Annotated in this window: 14 protein-coding genes; all 14 read right to left on the bottom strand. The window is 60.0% G+C overall.

Annotation, left to right across the window (positions count from 1 at the left end; genetic code table 11):
* Positions 1 to 36 precede the first annotated feature (36 nt).
* The gene (gene nuoF / locus J4D25_RS15530; RefSeq protein WP_057714158.1) at positions 37 to 1,392 is read right to left on the bottom strand and encodes an NADH-quinone oxidoreductase subunit NuoF; all 1,356 of its coding nucleotides are present in this window, start codon (positions 1,390 to 1,392) and stop codon (positions 37 to 39) included.
* Positions 1,389 to 1,886: an NADH-quinone oxidoreductase subunit NuoE gene (gene nuoE / locus J4D25_RS15525; protein ID WP_008020715.1), complete on the bottom strand. Its 498-nt coding sequence runs from the start codon at positions 1,884 to 1,886 to the stop codon at positions 1,389 to 1,391. Before nuoE ends, nuoF begins: the two co-directional genes overlap by 4 nt.
* 2 nt (positions 1,887 to 1,888) lie before the next feature.
* On the bottom strand, positions 1,889 to 3,673 hold the full coding sequence (nuoC, locus tag J4D25_RS15520; RefSeq protein WP_057714159.1) for an NADH-quinone oxidoreductase subunit C/D: 1,785 nt from the start codon (positions 3,671 to 3,673) through the stop codon (positions 1,889 to 1,891).
* A gap of 72 nt (positions 3,674 to 3,745) precedes the next feature.
* Complete coding sequence (locus J4D25_RS15515; protein WP_046037844.1) at positions 3,746 to 4,420, bottom strand: NADH-quinone oxidoreductase subunit B family protein; 675 nt, start codon at positions 4,418 to 4,420, stop codon at positions 3,746 to 3,748.
* 10 nt (positions 4,421 to 4,430) lie between these two features.
* The gene (locus J4D25_RS15510) at positions 4,431 to 4,844 is read right to left on the bottom strand and encodes an NADH-quinone oxidoreductase subunit A (protein WP_003223812.1); all 414 of its coding nucleotides are present in this window, start codon (positions 4,842 to 4,844) and stop codon (positions 4,431 to 4,433) included.
* A 645-nt stretch (positions 4,845 to 5,489) separates the two neighbouring features.
* Positions 5,490 to 6,815 (bottom strand): isocitrate lyase, encoded by a 1,326-nt coding sequence (aceA, locus tag J4D25_RS15505; protein WP_034146910.1) that lies wholly within the window; start codon positions 6,813 to 6,815, stop codon positions 5,490 to 5,492.
* 473 nt (positions 6,816 to 7,288) lie between these two features.
* Positions 7,289 to 8,050 (bottom strand): secretin N-terminal domain-containing protein, encoded by a 762-nt coding sequence (locus J4D25_RS15500; RefSeq protein ID WP_057714160.1) that lies wholly within the window; start codon positions 8,048 to 8,050, stop codon positions 7,289 to 7,291.
* Positions 8,051 to 8,411: 361 nt separating this feature from the next.
* Positions 8,412 to 8,837: a GNAT family N-acetyltransferase gene (locus J4D25_RS15495; RefSeq protein WP_057714161.1), complete on the bottom strand. Its 426-nt coding sequence runs from the start codon at positions 8,835 to 8,837 to the stop codon at positions 8,412 to 8,414.
* Positions 8,830 to 9,999 (bottom strand): cupin domain-containing protein, encoded by a 1,170-nt coding sequence (locus J4D25_RS15490; RefSeq protein ID WP_057714162.1) that lies wholly within the window; start codon positions 9,997 to 9,999, stop codon positions 8,830 to 8,832. The genes J4D25_RS15495 and J4D25_RS15490 overlap by 8 nt, the downstream gene beginning before the upstream one ends.
* An 87-nt stretch (positions 10,000 to 10,086) precedes the next feature.
* Complete coding sequence (gene purB / locus J4D25_RS15485) at positions 10,087 to 11,457, bottom strand: adenylosuccinate lyase (protein WP_007972090.1); 1,371 nt, start codon at positions 11,455 to 11,457, stop codon at positions 10,087 to 10,089.
* 124 nt (positions 11,458 to 11,581) lie between these two features.
* On the bottom strand, positions 11,582 to 12,205 hold the full coding sequence (gene hflD, locus J4D25_RS15480; protein WP_057714163.1) for a high frequency lysogenization protein HflD: 624 nt from the start codon (positions 12,203 to 12,205) through the stop codon (positions 11,582 to 11,584).
* On the bottom strand, positions 12,202 to 13,335 hold the full coding sequence (mnmA, locus tag J4D25_RS15475) for a tRNA 2-thiouridine(34) synthase MnmA (protein ID WP_057714164.1): 1,134 nt from the start codon (positions 13,333 to 13,335) through the stop codon (positions 12,202 to 12,204). Before mnmA ends, hflD begins: the two co-directional genes overlap by 4 nt.
* Positions 13,336 to 13,394: 59 nt before the next feature.
* Positions 13,395 to 13,841 (bottom strand): NUDIX hydrolase, encoded by a 447-nt coding sequence (locus tag J4D25_RS15470; RefSeq protein WP_057714165.1) that lies wholly within the window; start codon positions 13,839 to 13,841, stop codon positions 13,395 to 13,397.
* Between the two features lie 215 nt (positions 13,842 to 14,056).
* Complete coding sequence (locus tag J4D25_RS15465; RefSeq protein WP_057714166.1) at positions 14,057 to 16,282, bottom strand: NADP-dependent isocitrate dehydrogenase; 2,226 nt, start codon at positions 16,280 to 16,282, stop codon at positions 14,057 to 14,059.
* Positions 16,283 to 16,381 lie beyond the last annotated feature (99 nt).

Below are 16,381 nucleotides of genomic sequence, written 5' to 3'. Positions count from 1 at the left end.
AAAGCGAAGGGCGCGGACCCTTCGCTTTTTAAGCGTTTACGCGCCGACTACGATCGGCCTTGCCAGAGGCGGGACGGCGGCGCTGACTGGCGCGATACCGGCTTCGAACTCATGGCGGAAGTATTTGATTGCGCTGCCCAACGGCTCCACGGCGCCCGGTGCGTGAGCACAGAAGGTCTTGCCTGGGCCGAGGAAACCGACCAGACCCAGCAGGGTCTCGATGTCGCCTGGCTGGCCTTCACCGTTCTCGATGGCCATCAGGAGCTTGACGCTCCATGGCAAGCCATCGCGGCAAGGGGTGCAGAAGCCGCAGGATTCGCGGGCGAAGAACTGCTCCATGTTGCGCAGCAGGGACACCATGTTGACGCTGTCGTCCACCGCCATGGCCAGGCCGGTACCCATGCGGGTGCCCACTTTGGCGATGCCGCCGGCGTACATTTGCGCGTCCAGGTGTTCCGGCAACAGGAAACCGGTACCGGCGCCGCCAGGCTGCCAGGCCTTGAGCTTGTAACCGTCGCGCATGCCGCCGGCGTAGTCTTCGAACAGCTCGCGACCGGTGACGCCGAACGGCAGTTCCCACAGACCCGGGTTCTTGACCTTGCCGGAGAAGCCCATGAGCTTGGTGCCCATGTCTTCGCTGCCTTCGCGAGCCAACGATTTGTACCAGTCCACGCCGTCGGCAATGATCGCCGGCACGTTGCACAGGGTTTCGACGTTATTCACGCAAGTCGGCTTGCCCCACACGCCAACGGCGGCAGGGAAGGGCGGCTTGGAGCGCGGGTTGGCGCGACGGCCTTCGAGGGAGTTGATCAGTGCGGTTTCTTCACCGCAGATATAACGCCCGGCGCCGGTGTGAACGAACAGCTCGAAATCAAAACCCGAACCCAGGATGTTCTTGCCCAGCAGGCCGGCTGCCTTGGCTTCTTCCACGGCACGGTTCAAGTGCTTGGCGGCGGTGGTGTATTCGCCACGCAGGAAGATGTAGCCACGGTAGGTTTTCAGTGCGCGGGCACTGATCAGCATGCCTTCGATCAGCAGATGGGGCAGTTGCTCCATCAGCATGCGGTCTTTCCAGGTGTTGGGCTCCATTTCATCCGCGTTGCACAGCAGGTAGCGGATGTTGATGGATTCGTCCTTTGGCATCAGGCCCCACTTCACGCCAGTGGGGAAGCCTGCACCGCCGCGGCCTTTGAGGCCGGAGTCTTTCACGGTCTGGACGATGTCGTCCTGGGCCATGTCGGCGAAGGCCTTGCGCGCAGCGGCGTAACCGTTCTTGGCCTGGTACTCGTCGAGCCATACGGCTTCGCCGTCGTCACGCAGACGCCAGGTCAGCGGGTGAGTCTCGGCCGAACGCTTGATGCGGTTGGCCGGACCGAAGGAAGTCAGGGTCATACGTAGCCCTCGAGCAATTTGGCAACGCCTGCAGGCTGCACATCACCGAAAGTGTCGTCGTCGATCATCAACGCCGGCGCCTTGTCGCAGTTGCCGAGGCAGCAGACCGGCAGCAGGGTGAAACGACCGTCGGCGGTGGTCTGACCCAGGCCGATGCCGAGCTTGCTCTGGATTTCGCTGACCACGGACTCGTGGCCGCCGATGTAGCAGACCATGCTGTCGCAGACGCGGATGATGTGACGGCCCACTGGCTGACGGAAGATCTGGCTGTAGAACGTCGCCACGCCTTCAACGTCGCTGGCCGGGATGCCGAGGATCTCGCCGATGGCGTACAGGGCGCCGTCCGGCACCCAGCCACGTTCCTTCTGGACGATCTTCAAGGCTTCGATCGACGCCGCGCGCGGGTCTTCGTAGTGATGCAGCTCGTGCTCGATGGCCGAGCGCTCGGTTTCACTCAAGGTGAAACGGTCTGTCTGGATAAGCGTGCTGTTCATGCTTAGCGGTCCACGTCGGCCATAACGAAATCGATACTACCCAGGTACGCAATCAAGTCCGCGACCATGCTGCCTTTGATCACCGAAGGGATCTGCTGCAAGTGCGGGAAGCTTGGGGTACGAATCCGGGTGCGGTAGCTCATGGTGCCGCCATCGCTCGTCAGGTAATAACTGTTGATGCCCTTGGTCGCTTCGATCATCTGGAAGGATTCGTTGGCCGGCATGACCGGGCCCCACGAAACCTGCAGGAAGTGCGTGATCAAGGTTTCGATGTGCTGCAGGGTGCGCTCTTTCGGCGGCGGCGTGGTCAGCGGGTGATCCGCCTTGTACGGGCCTTCCGGCATGTTGCGCAGGCACTGGTCGATGATCCTGATGCTCTGGCGCATCTCCTCGACACGCACGATGCAGCGGTCGTAGGCATCGCCGTTGGCGGCCAGCGGCACTTCGAATTCGAAGTTCTCGTAGCCAGAGTACGGACGCGCTTTACGCAGGTCGAAATCGCAACCGGTCGAACGCAGGCCGGCACCGGTGACGCCCCATTCCAGGGCCTCTTTGGTGTTGTAGTCGGCGACGCCGATGGTCCGGCCACGCAGGATGCTGTTGTCCAGGGCGGCTTTCTGGTATTCGTCCAGACGCTTTGGCATCCACTCGACGAAATCCTTGACCAGTTTTTCCCAACCACGCGGCAGGTCGTGGGCGACGCCACCGATGCGGTACCAGGCCGGGTGCAGACGGAAACCGGTAATGGCTTCGATCACCGTGTACGCGCGCTGGCGGTCGGTGAAGGTGAAGAACACCGGGGTCATGGCGCCGACGTCCTGGATGTAGGTACCCAGGAACAGCAGGTGGCTGGTGATCCGGAAGAACTCGGCCATCATGATGCGGATGACGTCGACCTTTTCCGGCACCTTGATGCCGGCCAGCTTCTCGACCGAAAGCACGTACGGCAGGTTGTTCATCACGCCGCCGAGGTAGTCGATACGGTCGGTGTACGGGATGAAGCTGTGCCAGGACTGACGCTCGGCCATCTTCTCGGCACCACGGTGGTGGTAACCGACGTCCGGTACGCAGTCTACGATCTCTTCACCGTCCAGCTGCAGGATGATGCGGAACGCACCGTGCGCGGACGGGTGGTTCGGGCCGAGGTTGAGGAACATGTAGTCCTCGTTCGGACCGGAACGCTTCATGCCCCAGTCTTCCGGCTTGAAGCGCGCGGACTCTTCCTCGAGCTGTTGCTTGGCCAGGTTCAGGGTGAACGGGTCGAACTCGGTGGCACGGGCCGGGAAGTCCTTGCGCAGCGGGTGACCTTCCCAGGTCGGCGGCATCATGATGCGCGACAGGTGAGGGTGACCTTTGAAGTCGATGCCGAACATGTCCCAGACTTCACGCTCGTACCAGTTGGCGTTCGGCCAGATGCTGGTGACGGTCGGCAAGCTGAGGTCGCCCTCGGACAAGGCAACCTTGATCATTACGTCACTATTACGTTCGATCGACATCAAGTGATAGAACACGGAGAAGTCGACGCCGTTCGGCAGCCCTTGACGCTTGGTGCGCAGACGCTCGTCCACGCCGTGCAGGTCATAGAGCATGACGTACGGCTTGGGCAGGTTACGCAGGAAGGTCAGGACTTCGACGAGTTTGGCGCGGGCAACCCAAAGCACCGGCATGCCGGTGCGGGTCGGCTGGGCGGTGAACGCCTCCGGGCCAAAACGGTTGTTCAGTTCGACGACCACATCCTGGTCGTCTGCCTTGTAAGGCGGGATGTACAGAGCACTGCCTGTAGTCATGGTTATTTATCGCTTTCGGTCAACGTAAAGAATGAAGCCAGGTTCTCGTTCTATTTAAGAAGCAGATCTGGATCAGACTTCGTCGGGGCTGCGCAGGTTGGTGACTGCGATTCGCTGTTCGCGGCGCTTTTCCTTCTCGGAAGGCATCTCGGCGCGATAGACGCCTTGATCACCAACGACCCAGGAAAGCGGGCGACGCTCCTGTCCAATCGACTCCTGCAACAGCATCAAGCCTTGCAGGAAAGCCTCAGGGCGGGGCGGGCAGCCAGGCACGTAGACGTCCACGGGCAGGAACTTGTCCACCCCTTGAACGACGGAGTAGATGTCGTACATGCCACCGGAGTTGGCGCACGAACCCATGGAGATGACCCATTTAGGCTCGAGCATTTGCTCGTAGAGACGCTGAATGATCGGCGCCATCTTGATGAAGCAGGTACCGGCGATAACCATGAAATCCGCCTGACGCGGTGATGCCCGGATAACCTCGGCGCCAAAGCGCGCGATGTCGTGGGGCGCCGTGAAGGCGGTGGTCATTTCCACGTAGCAGCACGAAAGACCGAAGTTATACGGCCACAGGGAGTTCTTGCGCCCCCAGTTGATCGTGCCGTTAAGCACGTCTTCGAGCTTGCCCATGAAAATGTTTTTGTGGACTTGATCTTCTAACGGATCGGAAACGGTTTCCCGCTGGCCAATCGGATACTGCTCGTTAGGAGCATCGGGGTCGATCCTGGTGAGATTGTATTGCATTGCCAAAGCCTCATTGTTTCAGCTTCGCTTGCCGCTTGCGCCGAGCTTCCGGAGCCCAGTCAAGGGCGCCCACTCGGAATAGGTAGACAAGGCCTGCCAACAGAATTGCTATGAAAACGAGAGCTTCGACGAATCCGGTCCAGCCGCTTTCGCGGACGGACACAGACCATGCAAAGAGAAAGAGGGCTTCGATATCGAAGATCACGAACAACATCGCGACCAGATAGAATTTGGCTGAGAGCCGCAAGCGGGCGCCACCTGTAGGTAGCATGCCGGACTCGAACGGTTCGTTTTTGCTGCGGCCCCAGGCTTTTGACCCAAGGAGGCTGGAGACGCCCAGCATGAAGGCACAGAGGCCGACGACGCCTAGAAGGAAAATGGCAAAGCCCCAGTTGTGGGCCATGAGTCCTGTCGCTTCGGGCATGCTGGTAATCCTTAACAGAGAGCAAAGGTCTCTGAGCTTGAAAAGAAACAAAAGCAGTGACGATATGTCGCAGCAATCAATCCCGCTGATTTTATGGCTAAACACCCGGCAAGTAAAATTCCTATAGCGAAATTATTTATAGGAATAAGGACATAGCGCGCTTCAAAAGCCCCGCAGGCCTTGCGCCTTGGGCATTAGCCGGCATTTCGTCAATTATGTTTTGTAGGGAATGTAACGAACATAGTTGGCGCTAAATGATAATCAATATTGTTTGGCTTGGTTTTTAAACTGCTTATCCTTCGGATACTCCGGAAGTTGTCTTATATGGGCGTTACAGCAAGTAGCGGCGGAGAGCGTTTTAGCGGATTTTTCTGACGGTCGTAGCGCTCTGGATCAATGTTTTTCCAGGTCACCACCATCCCCTGTAGGAGCGAGTCTGCTCGCGATGGTGGTCAACGATGACGCTGGGGGCCTGAAACCCAGCGGTGTCCTCAGGTTCATCGCGAGCAGGCTCGCTCCTACAGAGGGGCGCTCATTGAATCGCAGGCAAAAAAAACGCCCCGAACCAGTCGGGGCGTCAGAGGTGCAGCGCTGCGGTTAGCTTTCTATTCGGCCCGCAGCGGCTGATGTCTCAGGCGAAGCAGATCAGTGGAACTGTTCTTCTTCAGTCGAACCGGTCAGTGCGGTTACCGAGGACGAGCCACCTTGGATCACGGTGGTCATGTCGTCGAAGTAGCCGGTGCCCACTTCCTGCTGGTGCGCCACGAAGGTGTAACCCTTGGAGGCGTCAGCGAATTCCTGCTCTTGCAGCTTCACGTAGGCAGTCATGTCGTTGCGGGCGTAGTCGTGCGCCAGGTTGAACATGCTGTGCCACATGTTGTGAATGCCGGCCAGGGTGATGAACTGGTGCTTGTAACCCATGGCGGATAGTTCGCGCTGGAACTTGGCGATGGTCGCGTCGTCCAGGTTTTTCTTCCAGTTGAAGGAAGGCGAGCAGTTGTACGACAGCAGTTGGTCCGGGTATTCCTTCTTGATCGCTTCAGCGAAGCGACGAGCCTCGTCCAGATCCGGCTTGGCGGTTTCGCACCAGATCAGGTCGGCGTACGGAGCGTAGGCCAGGCCACGAGCGATGGCTTGGTCCAGGCCGGCGCGCACTTTGTAGAAACCTTCCTGGGTACGTTCGCCAGTCACGAATGGCTGGTCGTACGGGTCGCAGTCGGACGTCAGCAGGTCAGCGGCGTTAGCGTCGGTACGGGCCAGGATGATGGTCGGAGTACCGGCAACGTCAGCAGCCAGGCGGGCAGCGGTCAGCTTCTGTACGGCTTCCTGGGTAGGAACCAGTACCTTGCCGCCCATGTGGCCGCATTTCTTCACGGAAGCCAGCTGGTCTTCGAAGTGAACGCCGGCGGCGCCTGCTTCGATCATGCTCTTCATCAGCTCGTAAGCGTTCAGTACGCCGCCGAAACCGGCTTCGGCGTCAGCCACGATTGGCGCGAAGTAGTCGATGTAACCGTCGTCGCCCGGGTTCTTGCCGGCTTTCCACTGGATCTGGTCGGCACGACGGAACGAGTTGTTGATGCGCTTGACCACGGTTGGAACCGAGTCCACCGGGTACAGCGACTGGTCTGGGTACATCGATTCGGCGGAGTTGTTGTCCGCAGCCACTTGCCAGCCAGACAGGTAGATCGCCTGGATGCCGGCCTTGACTTGTTGTACAGCCTGGCCGCCGGTCAGGGCGCCCATGCAGTTGACGAAATCTTTCTCAGGACGGAAGGCTGGCTTGGCACCCTGGGTCACCAGGTTCCACAGCTTCTCGGCGCCCATTTTTGCAAAAGTGTGCTCAGGTTGAACCGAGCCACGCAGGCGGACGACGTCAGCAGCGGAGTAAGTGCGTGTCACGCCTTTCCAGCGCGGGTTTTCAGCCCAGTCTTTTTCGAGGGCTGCAATTTGCTGTTCGCGTGTCAGTGCCATGGGAGATAAACCTCGTCGCGTCTTTATGAAAAGTTGTTCTGCGGTGGAAAATTCCTGCGCTCGCTGACCAGAAGCTTAAGCGGTCAAGTCGGATTCGGCGGGGAGGGCGACGGGATGAACGATCGGCTCGAGGGGAAGTGAGCAGGTAAAGGCGAACTGCGGGCGCATTCGGGCGTCGTGGGCCTTGGTGCGAACATCAGTGTGGTGCCGGGTTACCTATTACGCTTCCGTCCCTCGGGACAACTTCGTTCCAGTCGACAACCTCGTCAAACACACCTTGTGGGCGGTACAGACACGAAGCGGTTCGCGGGGTAGGTGCGAACATCGCCTCGAAGGCCCTTGCCAGGGCCTCTGATTAGCGGGAGCGAGGCCATCATGCCTTCGCTTTTTTGGCTCGTCAAACGTTTTGTAGTGCTTTTTTTCAGGCACTACATCTTTGGTCTAATACGACTCGTCAGTCAGTTTTTGGTGCTTTAGTCCAAGGTGTCGACTTTCACCCGCAAAGTCATGTCGTTGCGGCTCTGGGTCGAGTAGCTGCGGGTCAGGCCCTGTTTGTCGGCCTGGGTCTGGCCGTTGACCCCGGCCAGCAGGATCCACTCACCGAGGTGGCCGGTGACGGTTGTGTCGGTGCTTTGTACGTTCACTACATCGGGACGTTCCTGGCTCATGCGGTCACGGTTGGTACTGATCGACAGATGAACGATGTCGCCGGTGACGTTTGCGGTGACGTAGAAGCCCTGAGTGACGTTGCGGTATTCGGTCTGGCTGCGCAGGTCGCCGTAGGAATCGGTCTGCGAACTGGTCAGCGGCACGCTCTGGCCGACCTGGATCAGCGCCGGTGTGCCTTCGCTGGCCTGCACCTGCTGAATGCCGCCGTCACGAGTGTCGGTGGTGTAGTTGATGATGCGGGTCTGGCTTGGCTTGGCGCCGTTCACCGAATGACCCTGGTCACCCTGGAAGTTGTTGTCGCTGGTGTCGACGGTGATCAGCAAGCGCTTGGGTGCGGTGTCGAGTTGGGAAAGAAGGGCTTTAAGTTCGTCGATCTTGCGTTGATCGGCGTTGACGATCAATTGATTACCGTAGGCGCTGACCTGTCCGTCCTTGCCGACGAAATCCTGCGCTACCGGCAGCAGGTCGGCACTGGTGTGGTATTTGAGGGGGATGATTTCTGTGGCAGCCAGCACCGAAAAACTGCAGCCGAGCAGTAGGGTGGTGAGCAGGGTGCGTAGGGACATGTCCGTTATCTCCGCGTTCTAAAGGCTTGATATTGCCACTTTGTCGGCCCGGGGTTTGCAGGAGCGAGCTTGCTCGCGATGGGCGTGAACGATAATGCTGGAAGTCTGACACCCCGCGGCGTTCTCAAGACCATCGCGAGCAGGCTCGCTCCTACAGTTTGTCGGCCCGGGGTGGGGTAAGTTGAATCGTAGACAGCAAAACGCCCCGGTATCCGAAGATAGCGGGGCGTTTTGTGGTGTTCTTCAGGCCGCCATCGCGAGCAAGCTTGCTCCCACAGGGATCGATGGTGTTGCTGAAATCTTCAGCAACTCACAAATCCAATGTGGGAGCGAGCTTGCTCGCGATGGCGGCACCTGGGCCTTATGCCGAATGGCGAACCATGTCCACGTGCGGAATCCCGGCTTCCAGGAACTCCTCACTGACCATGTGAAAGCCCAGCCGCTCATAGAACGCCGTGGCTTGTACCTGGGCGCTGAGCATCTGCTGCTTCAGCCCGCGCTCTTCGGCTTCACCAATCACTGCGTGCATCAGCGCATCGCCGACTTTCAGGCCGCGCCAGTCCTTGAGTACCGATACCCGGCCGACGTGACCGTCAGGCAGCAGGCGGGCGGTGCCAATCGGGAAGTCGCCTTCGAGGGCGAGGAAATGCACGGCCGTTACATCATCGGCATCCCATTCCAGCTCGGGCGGAACGGATTGCTCGGCGACGAACACCGTCTCACGAATGCGCCGGATCTCGGCGTTGTCCTTCTGCCAGTCTGCGACACGTACGTGAATCTTATTCATCGGCAAACCCCAGGCTTCCTTGCTTGACCAGTTCGCACAGCAGCCCGCGACCGTCTTCGTCGCTCAGCCAGTCGCCAAGGTTGTCGGCGTGCAGCGCGTCGGCGGCGCAGATCATCTTCAACAATTCGCGCAGTTTGCCCGGCAGGTAACGGCTCTGGCCGCTGGCGAACAGCAGCAGGTCGTCATCGACTTCAGACCACGCCAGGCGTGCGCTCGGGTTGCGAATCAGGATCGCGCCTTGTTCCAGGGCGGACATGAAGTCCTCTTCTTCGACGTCTTCCGGGCCCACCACCAGTTCCGGGTAGCGTGGCTCGGTCATGAACTGGCCGAACCAGGTCAGCAGCAGGCGCTCGTCGCTCATGTGCTCGGCCAGCAGGCCTTTGAGGCGGTCGAGTGCGTCGCGCTGGATCTGGTGAGGGTCGGCGGCCGGCAAGGCGTCGGCGTCGGTGTAGCGTTCTTCGTCCGACAGGAACTGGCTGAGGAAGTCGGTGAAGTGGGTCAGCACTTCAGCGGCGCTCGGTGCGCGGAAGCCGACCGAGTAGGTCATGCATTCATCAACGGCAACGCCGCAATGGGCCAGGCGCGGTGGCAGGTAGAGCATGTCGCCCGGTTCCAGCACCCATTCATCGGTGGCTTCGAATTCGGAGAGGATGCGCAGGTCGGCGTGGGCCAGCATCGGGCTCTCGGTGTTGCACATCTGGCCGATCTTCCAGTTGCGCTTGCCGTGGCCTTGCAGCAGGAACACGTCGTAGTTGTCGAAGTGCGGACCAACGCTGCCACCCGGTGCGGCGTAGCTGATCATCACGTCGTCGATGCGCCAGCTCGGCAGAAAGCGGAAGTTTTCCAGCAGTTCGCTGACTTCCGGGACGAACTGATCCACGGCTTGAACCAGCAGGGTCCAGTCGGTTTCAGGCAGCTTGCTGAATTCATCTTCGGCGAACGGGCCGCGACGCAGTTCCCACGGGCGCTCGCCATTCTCGATGATCAGTCGCGATTCGACTTCTTCTTCCAGCGCCAGGCCGGCCAGTTCGTCGGCGTCGATCGGGCTTTCGAAATCAGGAATGGCCTGACGGATCAGCAGCGGCTTTTTCTGCCAGTAGTCGCGCAGGAATTCCCGTGCCGTGATGCCGCCCAGAAGTTGAAGAGGAATATCAGGATTCATGTGTAACCTATTGAAAAAATGCACTTTTCAGACGGGAATAAAAACGCCCGGCGCGGCCGGGCGTCTTATAAAGGGTCTAGCGGTCGATCAGATGCGTTTGGCTTGTTCTACAGCGTTGCCGATGTAGTTCGCCGGGGTGAGCAATTTCAGCTCGGCCTTGGCGGCGGCTGGCATGTCCAGGCCGTCGATGAAAGTCTGCAGCGCTTCCGGGCTGATGCCCTTGCCGCGGGTCAGTTCTTTCAGCTTTTCGTACGGGTTTTCGATGTTGTAGCGACGCATCACGGTCTGGATCGGCTCGGCCAATACTTCCCAGCAGGCGTCCAGGTCGGCGGCAATCTTCTGCTCGTTGAGTTCAAGCTTGCTGATGCCCTTGAGGCTGGCTTCGTACGCGATCACGCTGTGGGCGAAGCCAACACCGAGGTTGCGCAGTACGGTGGAGTCAGTCAGGTCGCGCTGCCAGCGGGAGATCGGCAGTTTGCTCGCCAGGTGCTGGAACAGTGCGTTGGCGATACCCAGGTTGCCTTCGGAGTTTTCGAAGTCGATCGGGTTGACCTTGTGCGGCATGGTCGACGAACCGATTTCGCCAGCGATGGTGCGCTGTTTGAAATAACCCAGGGAGATGTAGCCCCAGATGTCGCGGTCGAAGTCGATCAGGATGGTGTTGAAGCGGGCGATCGCGTCGAACAGCTCGGCAATGTAGTCGTGCGGTTCGATCTGCGTGGTGTACGGGTTGAAGCCCAGACCCAGCTCGTCTTCGATGAAGGCGCGGGCGTTGGCTTCCCAGTCGATCTCAGGGTAGGCCGACAGGTGGGCGTTGTAGTTGCCGACAGCGCCGTTGATCTTGCCCAGCAGCGGAACGGCAGCGACTTGAGCGATCTGGCGCTCCAGGCGGTAAACCACGTTCGCCAGCTCTTTGCCCAGGGTGGTCGGCGAGGCCGGCTGACCGTGGGTGCGCGACAGCATCGGCACGTCGGCGAAACGGATGGCCAGTTCGCGGATGGCGTTGGCAGTCTGGCGCATCAGCGGCAGCATCACGTCATCACGGCCTTCGCGCAGCATCAGGGCGTGGGACAGGTTGTTGATGTCCTCGCTGGTGCAGGCAAAGTGGATGAATTCACTGACCTTGGCCAGCTCCGGCAGCTTGGCCGCTTGCTCTTTGAGCAGGTACTCGATGGCCTTGACGTCGTGGTTGGTGGTGCGCTCGATCTCTTTGACGCGCTCGGCGTGCTCCAGAGAGAAGTTTTCCGCCAGGGTGTTGAGCACAGCGTTGGCTTCGGCGGAGAACGCCGGCACTTCACTGATGGCAGGGTGAGCGGCCAGGCGCTGGAGCCAGCGCACTTCAACCAGAACGCGGGCACGGATCAGGCCGTACTCGCTGAAAATTGGGCGCAGGGCCTGGGTTTTGCCGGCGTAGCGGCCGTCAACAGGGGAAACCGCAGTGAGCGAAGAAAGCTGCATGGGGTGTTCTCGGACAGTCGGGCAACGAAATGGGGCGCGTATCATACATGAAAAAATCCGCCGGTCCGTCGCCAACTGACCGGCGTATTACGCGTATTGCTGAGTTCGGTTCTGTCGATGCGGGTTATTCGTTACGCATCAAGGGGTAAAGCTCTTTGAGCAATTTGCGGCGGCTGATCACCAGTTGCCAGCGATGACCGCCCAATTGCCGCCACAGGCGTGCTGAGCGAATGCCGGCCAGCAGCAGGGCGCGAATTTTCGAGGCGTTGCTCGGTTGTTGCAGGTTGCGCATGTCGCCGTGCACCTGAATGCGCTGGCGCAGTGTGCTCAGGGTGTCCTGATACAGCGCGCCGCAGGCGGCGATCACGTTTTCGTGGGCCGGGCCGAAGTGTTCGACCTGGGACTGAATCTGCGGCAGGCGTTTGCCGATCACGTCGAGCATGTCCCCACGTTTGGCCAACTGACGCTCAAGGCCGAGCATGGCCAGGGCATAACGCAGTGGCTCGCGCTGCAGGGCACTTGGGTCGCGTTCGAGGGCGCCGATCAGCGCGCGGTAGCCTTCGCGCAGGTTGATGTCGTCGCCACCATAGACTTCCAGCGTGTCCTTGGGGTCGCGGATCAGCAGGCTGCCGAGCATGCAGCTCAGGCCGGCTTCGTTGGTCTGGCCGGTCTTGGCGATCCTGTCCACCAGCACCGCGGCGAGAAACACCCCGCCCAGTGCCGTCAGTTGCTCCTGAATCGGGTTCATAGGGCCTGGCCCTTGCTCGTCCACGGCTCGGCTACTTCAATCACGCCGCCGCCGAGGCAGATTTCACCGTCATAGAACACCACGGACTGGCCCGGAGTGACCGCGCGTTGCGGATCATCGAAGGTCGCGCGATAACCGGTGGCGGTTTTTTCCAGGGTGCAGGGCTGGTCGCTCTGGCGATAACGCACCTTGGCGGTCAGTTTGCGCGGCTCGGTCAAATCGACCGGGTTGACCCAATAGATGTCCGAGGCGAGCAGGGCGCGGGAGAACAGGTAAGGGTGATCATTGCCCTGGCCAACGATCAGTTCGTTGTGTTCCAGGTCTTTGATCAGCACATACCACGGCTCGTCGCCGGCGTCTTTCAGGCCGCCGATACCCAGCCCCTGACGCTGGCCGATGGTGTGGTACATCAAGCCGTGGTGACGACCGATGACTTCGCCTTCGGTGGTCTTGATCTCGCCTGGCTGGGCCGGCAGGTATTGCTTGAGGAAGTCGCTGAAGCGGCGTTCGCCGATAAAGCAGATCCCGGTGGAATCCTTTTTCTTCGCGGTCGCCAGCTCGTACTTCTCTGCAATGGCGCGCACTTGCGGTTTTTCCAGCTCGCCGACCGGGAACAGGGTCTTGGCGATCTGTTCGCCACCGACGGCGTGCAGGAAGTAGCTCTGGTCCTTGTTCGGGTCCAGGCCCTTGAGCAGTTCGGTGCGACCATCGATGTCGCGACGACGCACGTAGTGGCCGGTGGCGATCAGGTCGGCGCCAAGCATCATGGCGTAGTCGAGGAACGCCTTGAACTTGATTTCGCGGTTGCACAGGATGTCCGGGTTCGGCGTGCGTCCGGCCTTGTATTCGGCCAGGAAATGCTCGAACACGTTGTCCCAGTACTCGGCGGCGAAGTTGGCGGTGTGCAGCTTGATGCCAATCTTGTCGCACACGGCCTGGGCGTCCGCCAGGTCATCCATGGCGGTGCAGTATTCCGTTCCATCGTCTTCTTCCCAGTTCTTCATGAACAGGCCTTCCACCTCATAACCCTGCTCGATCAGCAGGAGGGCGGAAACGGAAGAGTCCACGCCGCCGGACATGCCGACAATGACGCGCTTCTTTTGTGTGTCAGAAGGGGCTGGATCACGCATAGGGATTCAATGAGTGTCTTGAAAAAGGACGCGATTCTAGCAGGCTCGGGCCCGCAAGGCTAAAGAGAAGGACGGATCAATTCGAGGCCGAAGTGTTGGCCTGCCAGATAGTCGTCGATGCAGCGGATGATCAGCTCGCTGCGCCAGTTGTCGCGCTGCTCGATTAATTCCTCGCGGGTCAACCACTTGGCGCCGACGATGCCGTCATCCAGTTGATAATCCGCGTGGTGTTTCAGTGGTTTGGCGATGAAGCAGACCCGCTGGTAGGTCACGCCATTGCTCGGGGCGGTGTAGAGGTAAATGCCCAGTACGCCGGTCGGTTCGACGTCCCAGCCGGTTTCCTCGAGGGTTTCGCGCACGGCGGCTTCGGTCAGGGTTTCGTTCGGGTCCAGATGGCCGGCGGGCTGATTGAGCACCACGCGTCCGTGCTTGAGTTCCTCGACCATCAGGAAGCGGCCGTTGTCTTCGACGATCGTGGCGACGGTGATGTGGGGTTTCCAGTCCATAAAACTTCCTCAGTTTTGAATGTTGAAACACTATCCCTATGGGGGCGAGCTTGCTCGCGATGGCGGCGAGTCAGTCACCAGAGGTGTTGGATGATATACCGCTATCGCGAGCAAGCTCGCTCCCACAGGGGTTGTGTGTTTATTCGGTATTGTGTGAGGTCCGGAAAACACAAACCCCGGCACAGGGCCGGGGTTTGTGATGTTCCCTTACAACCTTAAACCAGCGCAGCAACAGCCGCGTTGAAGGTTGCGCTTGGGCGCATGGCCTTGCTGATCAGCTCGGCGTCGGCGTGGTAGTAACCGCCGATGTCCACTGGCTTGCCCTGAACGGCGTTGAGTTCGGCAACGATGGTCGCCTCGTTCTCGGTCAGGGTCTTGGCCAGGGTCGCGAACTGCGCTTGCAGTGCAGCGTCTTCGGTCTGGGCAGCCAGGGCCTGAGCCCAGTACAGCGCCAGATAGAAGTGGCTGCCGCGGTTGTCGATATTGCCGACTTTGCGCGATGGCGACTTGTTGTTGTCCAGGAACTGGCCGGTAGCCTGGTCCAGGGTCTTGGCCAGAACCAGCGCCTTGGGGTTGTTGTAGGTCACGCCCAGGTGTTCCAGGGACGCGGCCAGGGCCAGGAATTCACCCAGCGAATCCCAGCGCAGGAAGTTTTCTTCCAGCAGTTGCTGAACGTGCTTCGGAGCCGAACCGCCGGCGCCGGTTTCGAACAGGCCACCGCCGTTCATCAGCGGCACGATCGACAGCATCTTGGCGCTGGTGCCCAGTTCCATGATCGGGAACAGGTCGGTCAGGTAGTCGCGCAGTACGTTGCCGGTTACCGAGATGGTGTCCTTGCCGGCGCGGGTGCGCTGCAGGGTGGACTTCATCGCGTCGACCGGTGCCATGATCTGGATGTCCAGGCCGGCAGTGTCGTGATCCTTCAGGTAAGCCTGAACTTTCTCGATCACTACGCCGTCGTGGGCGCGCATCGGGTCCAGCCAGAAGATCGCCGGGGTGCTGCTGGCGCGAGCACGGTTGACGGCCAGTTTGACCCAGTCCTGGATCGGCGCGTCTTTGGTCTGGCACATGCGGAAGATGTCGCCGGCTTCAACAGCCTGTTCCATCAGCAGGTTGCCCTTGCTGTCGGTGACGCGAACAACGCCGTCAGCCTTGATCTGGAAAGTCTTGTCGTGAGAGCCGTACTCTTCGGCTTTCTTCGCCATCAGGCCAACGTTCGGCACGCTGCCCATGGTGGTCGGATCGAACGCACCGTTGGCTTTGCAATCTTCGATCACGGCCTGGTAAATGGTGGCGTAGCAACGGTCCGGGATCACGGCTTTGGTGTCGTGCAACTGGCCGTCGGTGCCCCACATCTTGCCGGAGTCACGGATCATTGCCGGCATCGAGGCGTCGACGATCACGTCGCTCGGCACGTGCAGGTTGGTGATGCCTTTGTCGGAGTTGACCATCGCCAGGGAAGGGCGAACGGCGTAGACCGCCTGGATGTCAGCTTCGATCTGCGCTTGCTGCTCGGCAGGCAAAGCCTTGATGCGAGCGTACAGGTCGCCGATGCCGTTGTTCAGGTTGAAGCCGATCTGTGACAGCACGTCAGCGTGCTTGGCCAGTGCGTCTTTATAGAACTCGGCAACGATCTGGCCGAACATGATCGGGTCGGAGACCTTCATCATGGTGGCTTTCAAGTGAACCGACAGCAGCACGCCTTGTGCCTTGGCGTCTTCGATTTCAGCCGCGATGAAGCTGCGCAGGGCGTTTTTGCTCAGTACCGCGCAATCGAGGATCTCACCGGCTTGTACGCTGGTCTTTTCTTTCAGGACGGTAGCGGTGCCGTCTTGGGCGATCAGTTCGATCTTCACGGCGTCAGCGGCGTCGATCAGGGCGGCTTTTTCGCTGCCGTAGAAATCGCCGGTGCTCATGTGCGCGATGTGGGACTTGGAGTCCTTGGCCCACGCGCCCATTTTGTGCGGGTGCTTGCGTGCGTAGTTCTTGACCGACAACGGCGCGCGGCGGTCGGAGTTGCCTTCGCGCAGGACCGGGTTCACGGCGCTGCCCTTGATCTTGTCGTAACGCGCCTTGGCTTCCTTGTCGGCGTCGCAGGTCACGGTTTCCGGGTAGTCCGGCAGTGCGTAGCCCTGGGCTTGCAGCTCTTTGATCGCGGCTTGCAGTTGCGGAACCGAGGCGCTGATGTTCGGCAATTTGATGATGTTGGCTTCAGGCGTAACGGCCAGGGCGCCCAGTTCGGCGAGGTGGTCGGCTACGGCTTTGTCACCCAGTTGCTCGGGGAAGCTGGCCAGGATGCGCCCTGCAAGAGAGATATCGCGGGTTTCAACGGCGATATCAGCCGAGGCGGTGAACGCCTCTACGATAGGCAACAGTGAATAGGTGGCGAGGGCAGGAGCTTCGTCGGTGAAGGTATAGATGATCTTCGAGCGGGTGGGCATATTCGGATTAACTCTCTCTTCTTTGCTAAAGCGTGCGCAGAAACTCGAGGGCGCCGGGTAAGCGCGTTCGTTCAAAGTCATCCATGAGCCGAATATCGA

This window comes from Pseudomonas sp. GW456-L13 (genome assembly GCF_017350115.1).
GTDB lineage: Bacteria > Pseudomonadota > Gammaproteobacteria > Pseudomonadales > Pseudomonadaceae > Aquipseudomonas > Aquipseudomonas jessenii.
Note: the sequence above shows the minus strand (reverse complement) of the source record. Positions and strands in the feature narration are given on the sequence as shown.

Bases quoted from the DNA above. Each gene is read 5' to 3' on its own strand.
- nuoF (WP_057714158.1), bottom strand. From the start codon at position 1,392: ATGACCCTGACTTCCTTCGGTCCGGCCAACCGCATCAAGCGTTCGGCC.
- nuoE (WP_008020715.1), bottom strand. From the start codon at position 1,886: ATGAACAGCACGCTTATCCAGACAGACCGTTTCACCTTGAGTGAAACC.
- nuoC (WP_057714159.1), bottom strand. From the start codon at position 3,673: ATGACTACAGGCAGTGCTCTGTACATCCCGCCTTACAAGGCAGACGAC.
- J4D25_RS15515 (WP_046037844.1), bottom strand. From the start codon at position 4,420: ATGCAATACAATCTCACCAGGATCGACCCCGATGCTCCTAACGAGCAG.
- J4D25_RS15510 (WP_003223812.1), bottom strand. From the start codon at position 4,844: ATGCCCGAAGCGACAGGACTCATGGCCCACAACTGGGGCTTTGCCATT.
- aceA (WP_034146910.1), bottom strand. From the start codon at position 6,815: ATGGCACTGACACGCGAACAGCAAATTGCAGCCCTCGAAAAAGACTGG.
- J4D25_RS15500 (WP_057714160.1), bottom strand. From the start codon at position 8,050: ATGTCCCTACGCACCCTGCTCACCACCCTACTGCTCGGCTGCAGTTTT.
- J4D25_RS15495 (WP_057714161.1), bottom strand. From the start codon at position 8,837: ATGAATAAGATTCACGTACGTGTCGCAGACTGGCAGAAGGACAACGCC.
- J4D25_RS15490 (WP_057714162.1), bottom strand. From the start codon at position 9,999: ATGAATCCTGATATTCCTCTTCAACTTCTGGGCGGCATCACGGCACGG.
- purB (WP_007972090.1), bottom strand. From the start codon at position 11,457: ATGCAGCTTTCTTCGCTCACTGCGGTTTCCCCTGTTGACGGCCGCTAC.
- hflD (WP_057714163.1), bottom strand. From the start codon at position 12,205: ATGAACCCGATTCAGGAGCAACTGACGGCACTGGGCGGGGTGTTTCTC.
- mnmA (WP_057714164.1), bottom strand. From the start codon at position 13,335: ATGCGTGATCCAGCCCCTTCTGACACACAAAAGAAGCGCGTCATTGTC.
- J4D25_RS15470 (WP_057714165.1), bottom strand. From the start codon at position 13,841: ATGGACTGGAAACCCCACATCACCGTCGCCACGATCGTCGAAGACAAC.
- J4D25_RS15465 (WP_057714166.1), bottom strand. From the start codon at position 16,282: ATGCCCACCCGCTCGAAGATCATCTATACCTTCACCGACGAAGCTCCT.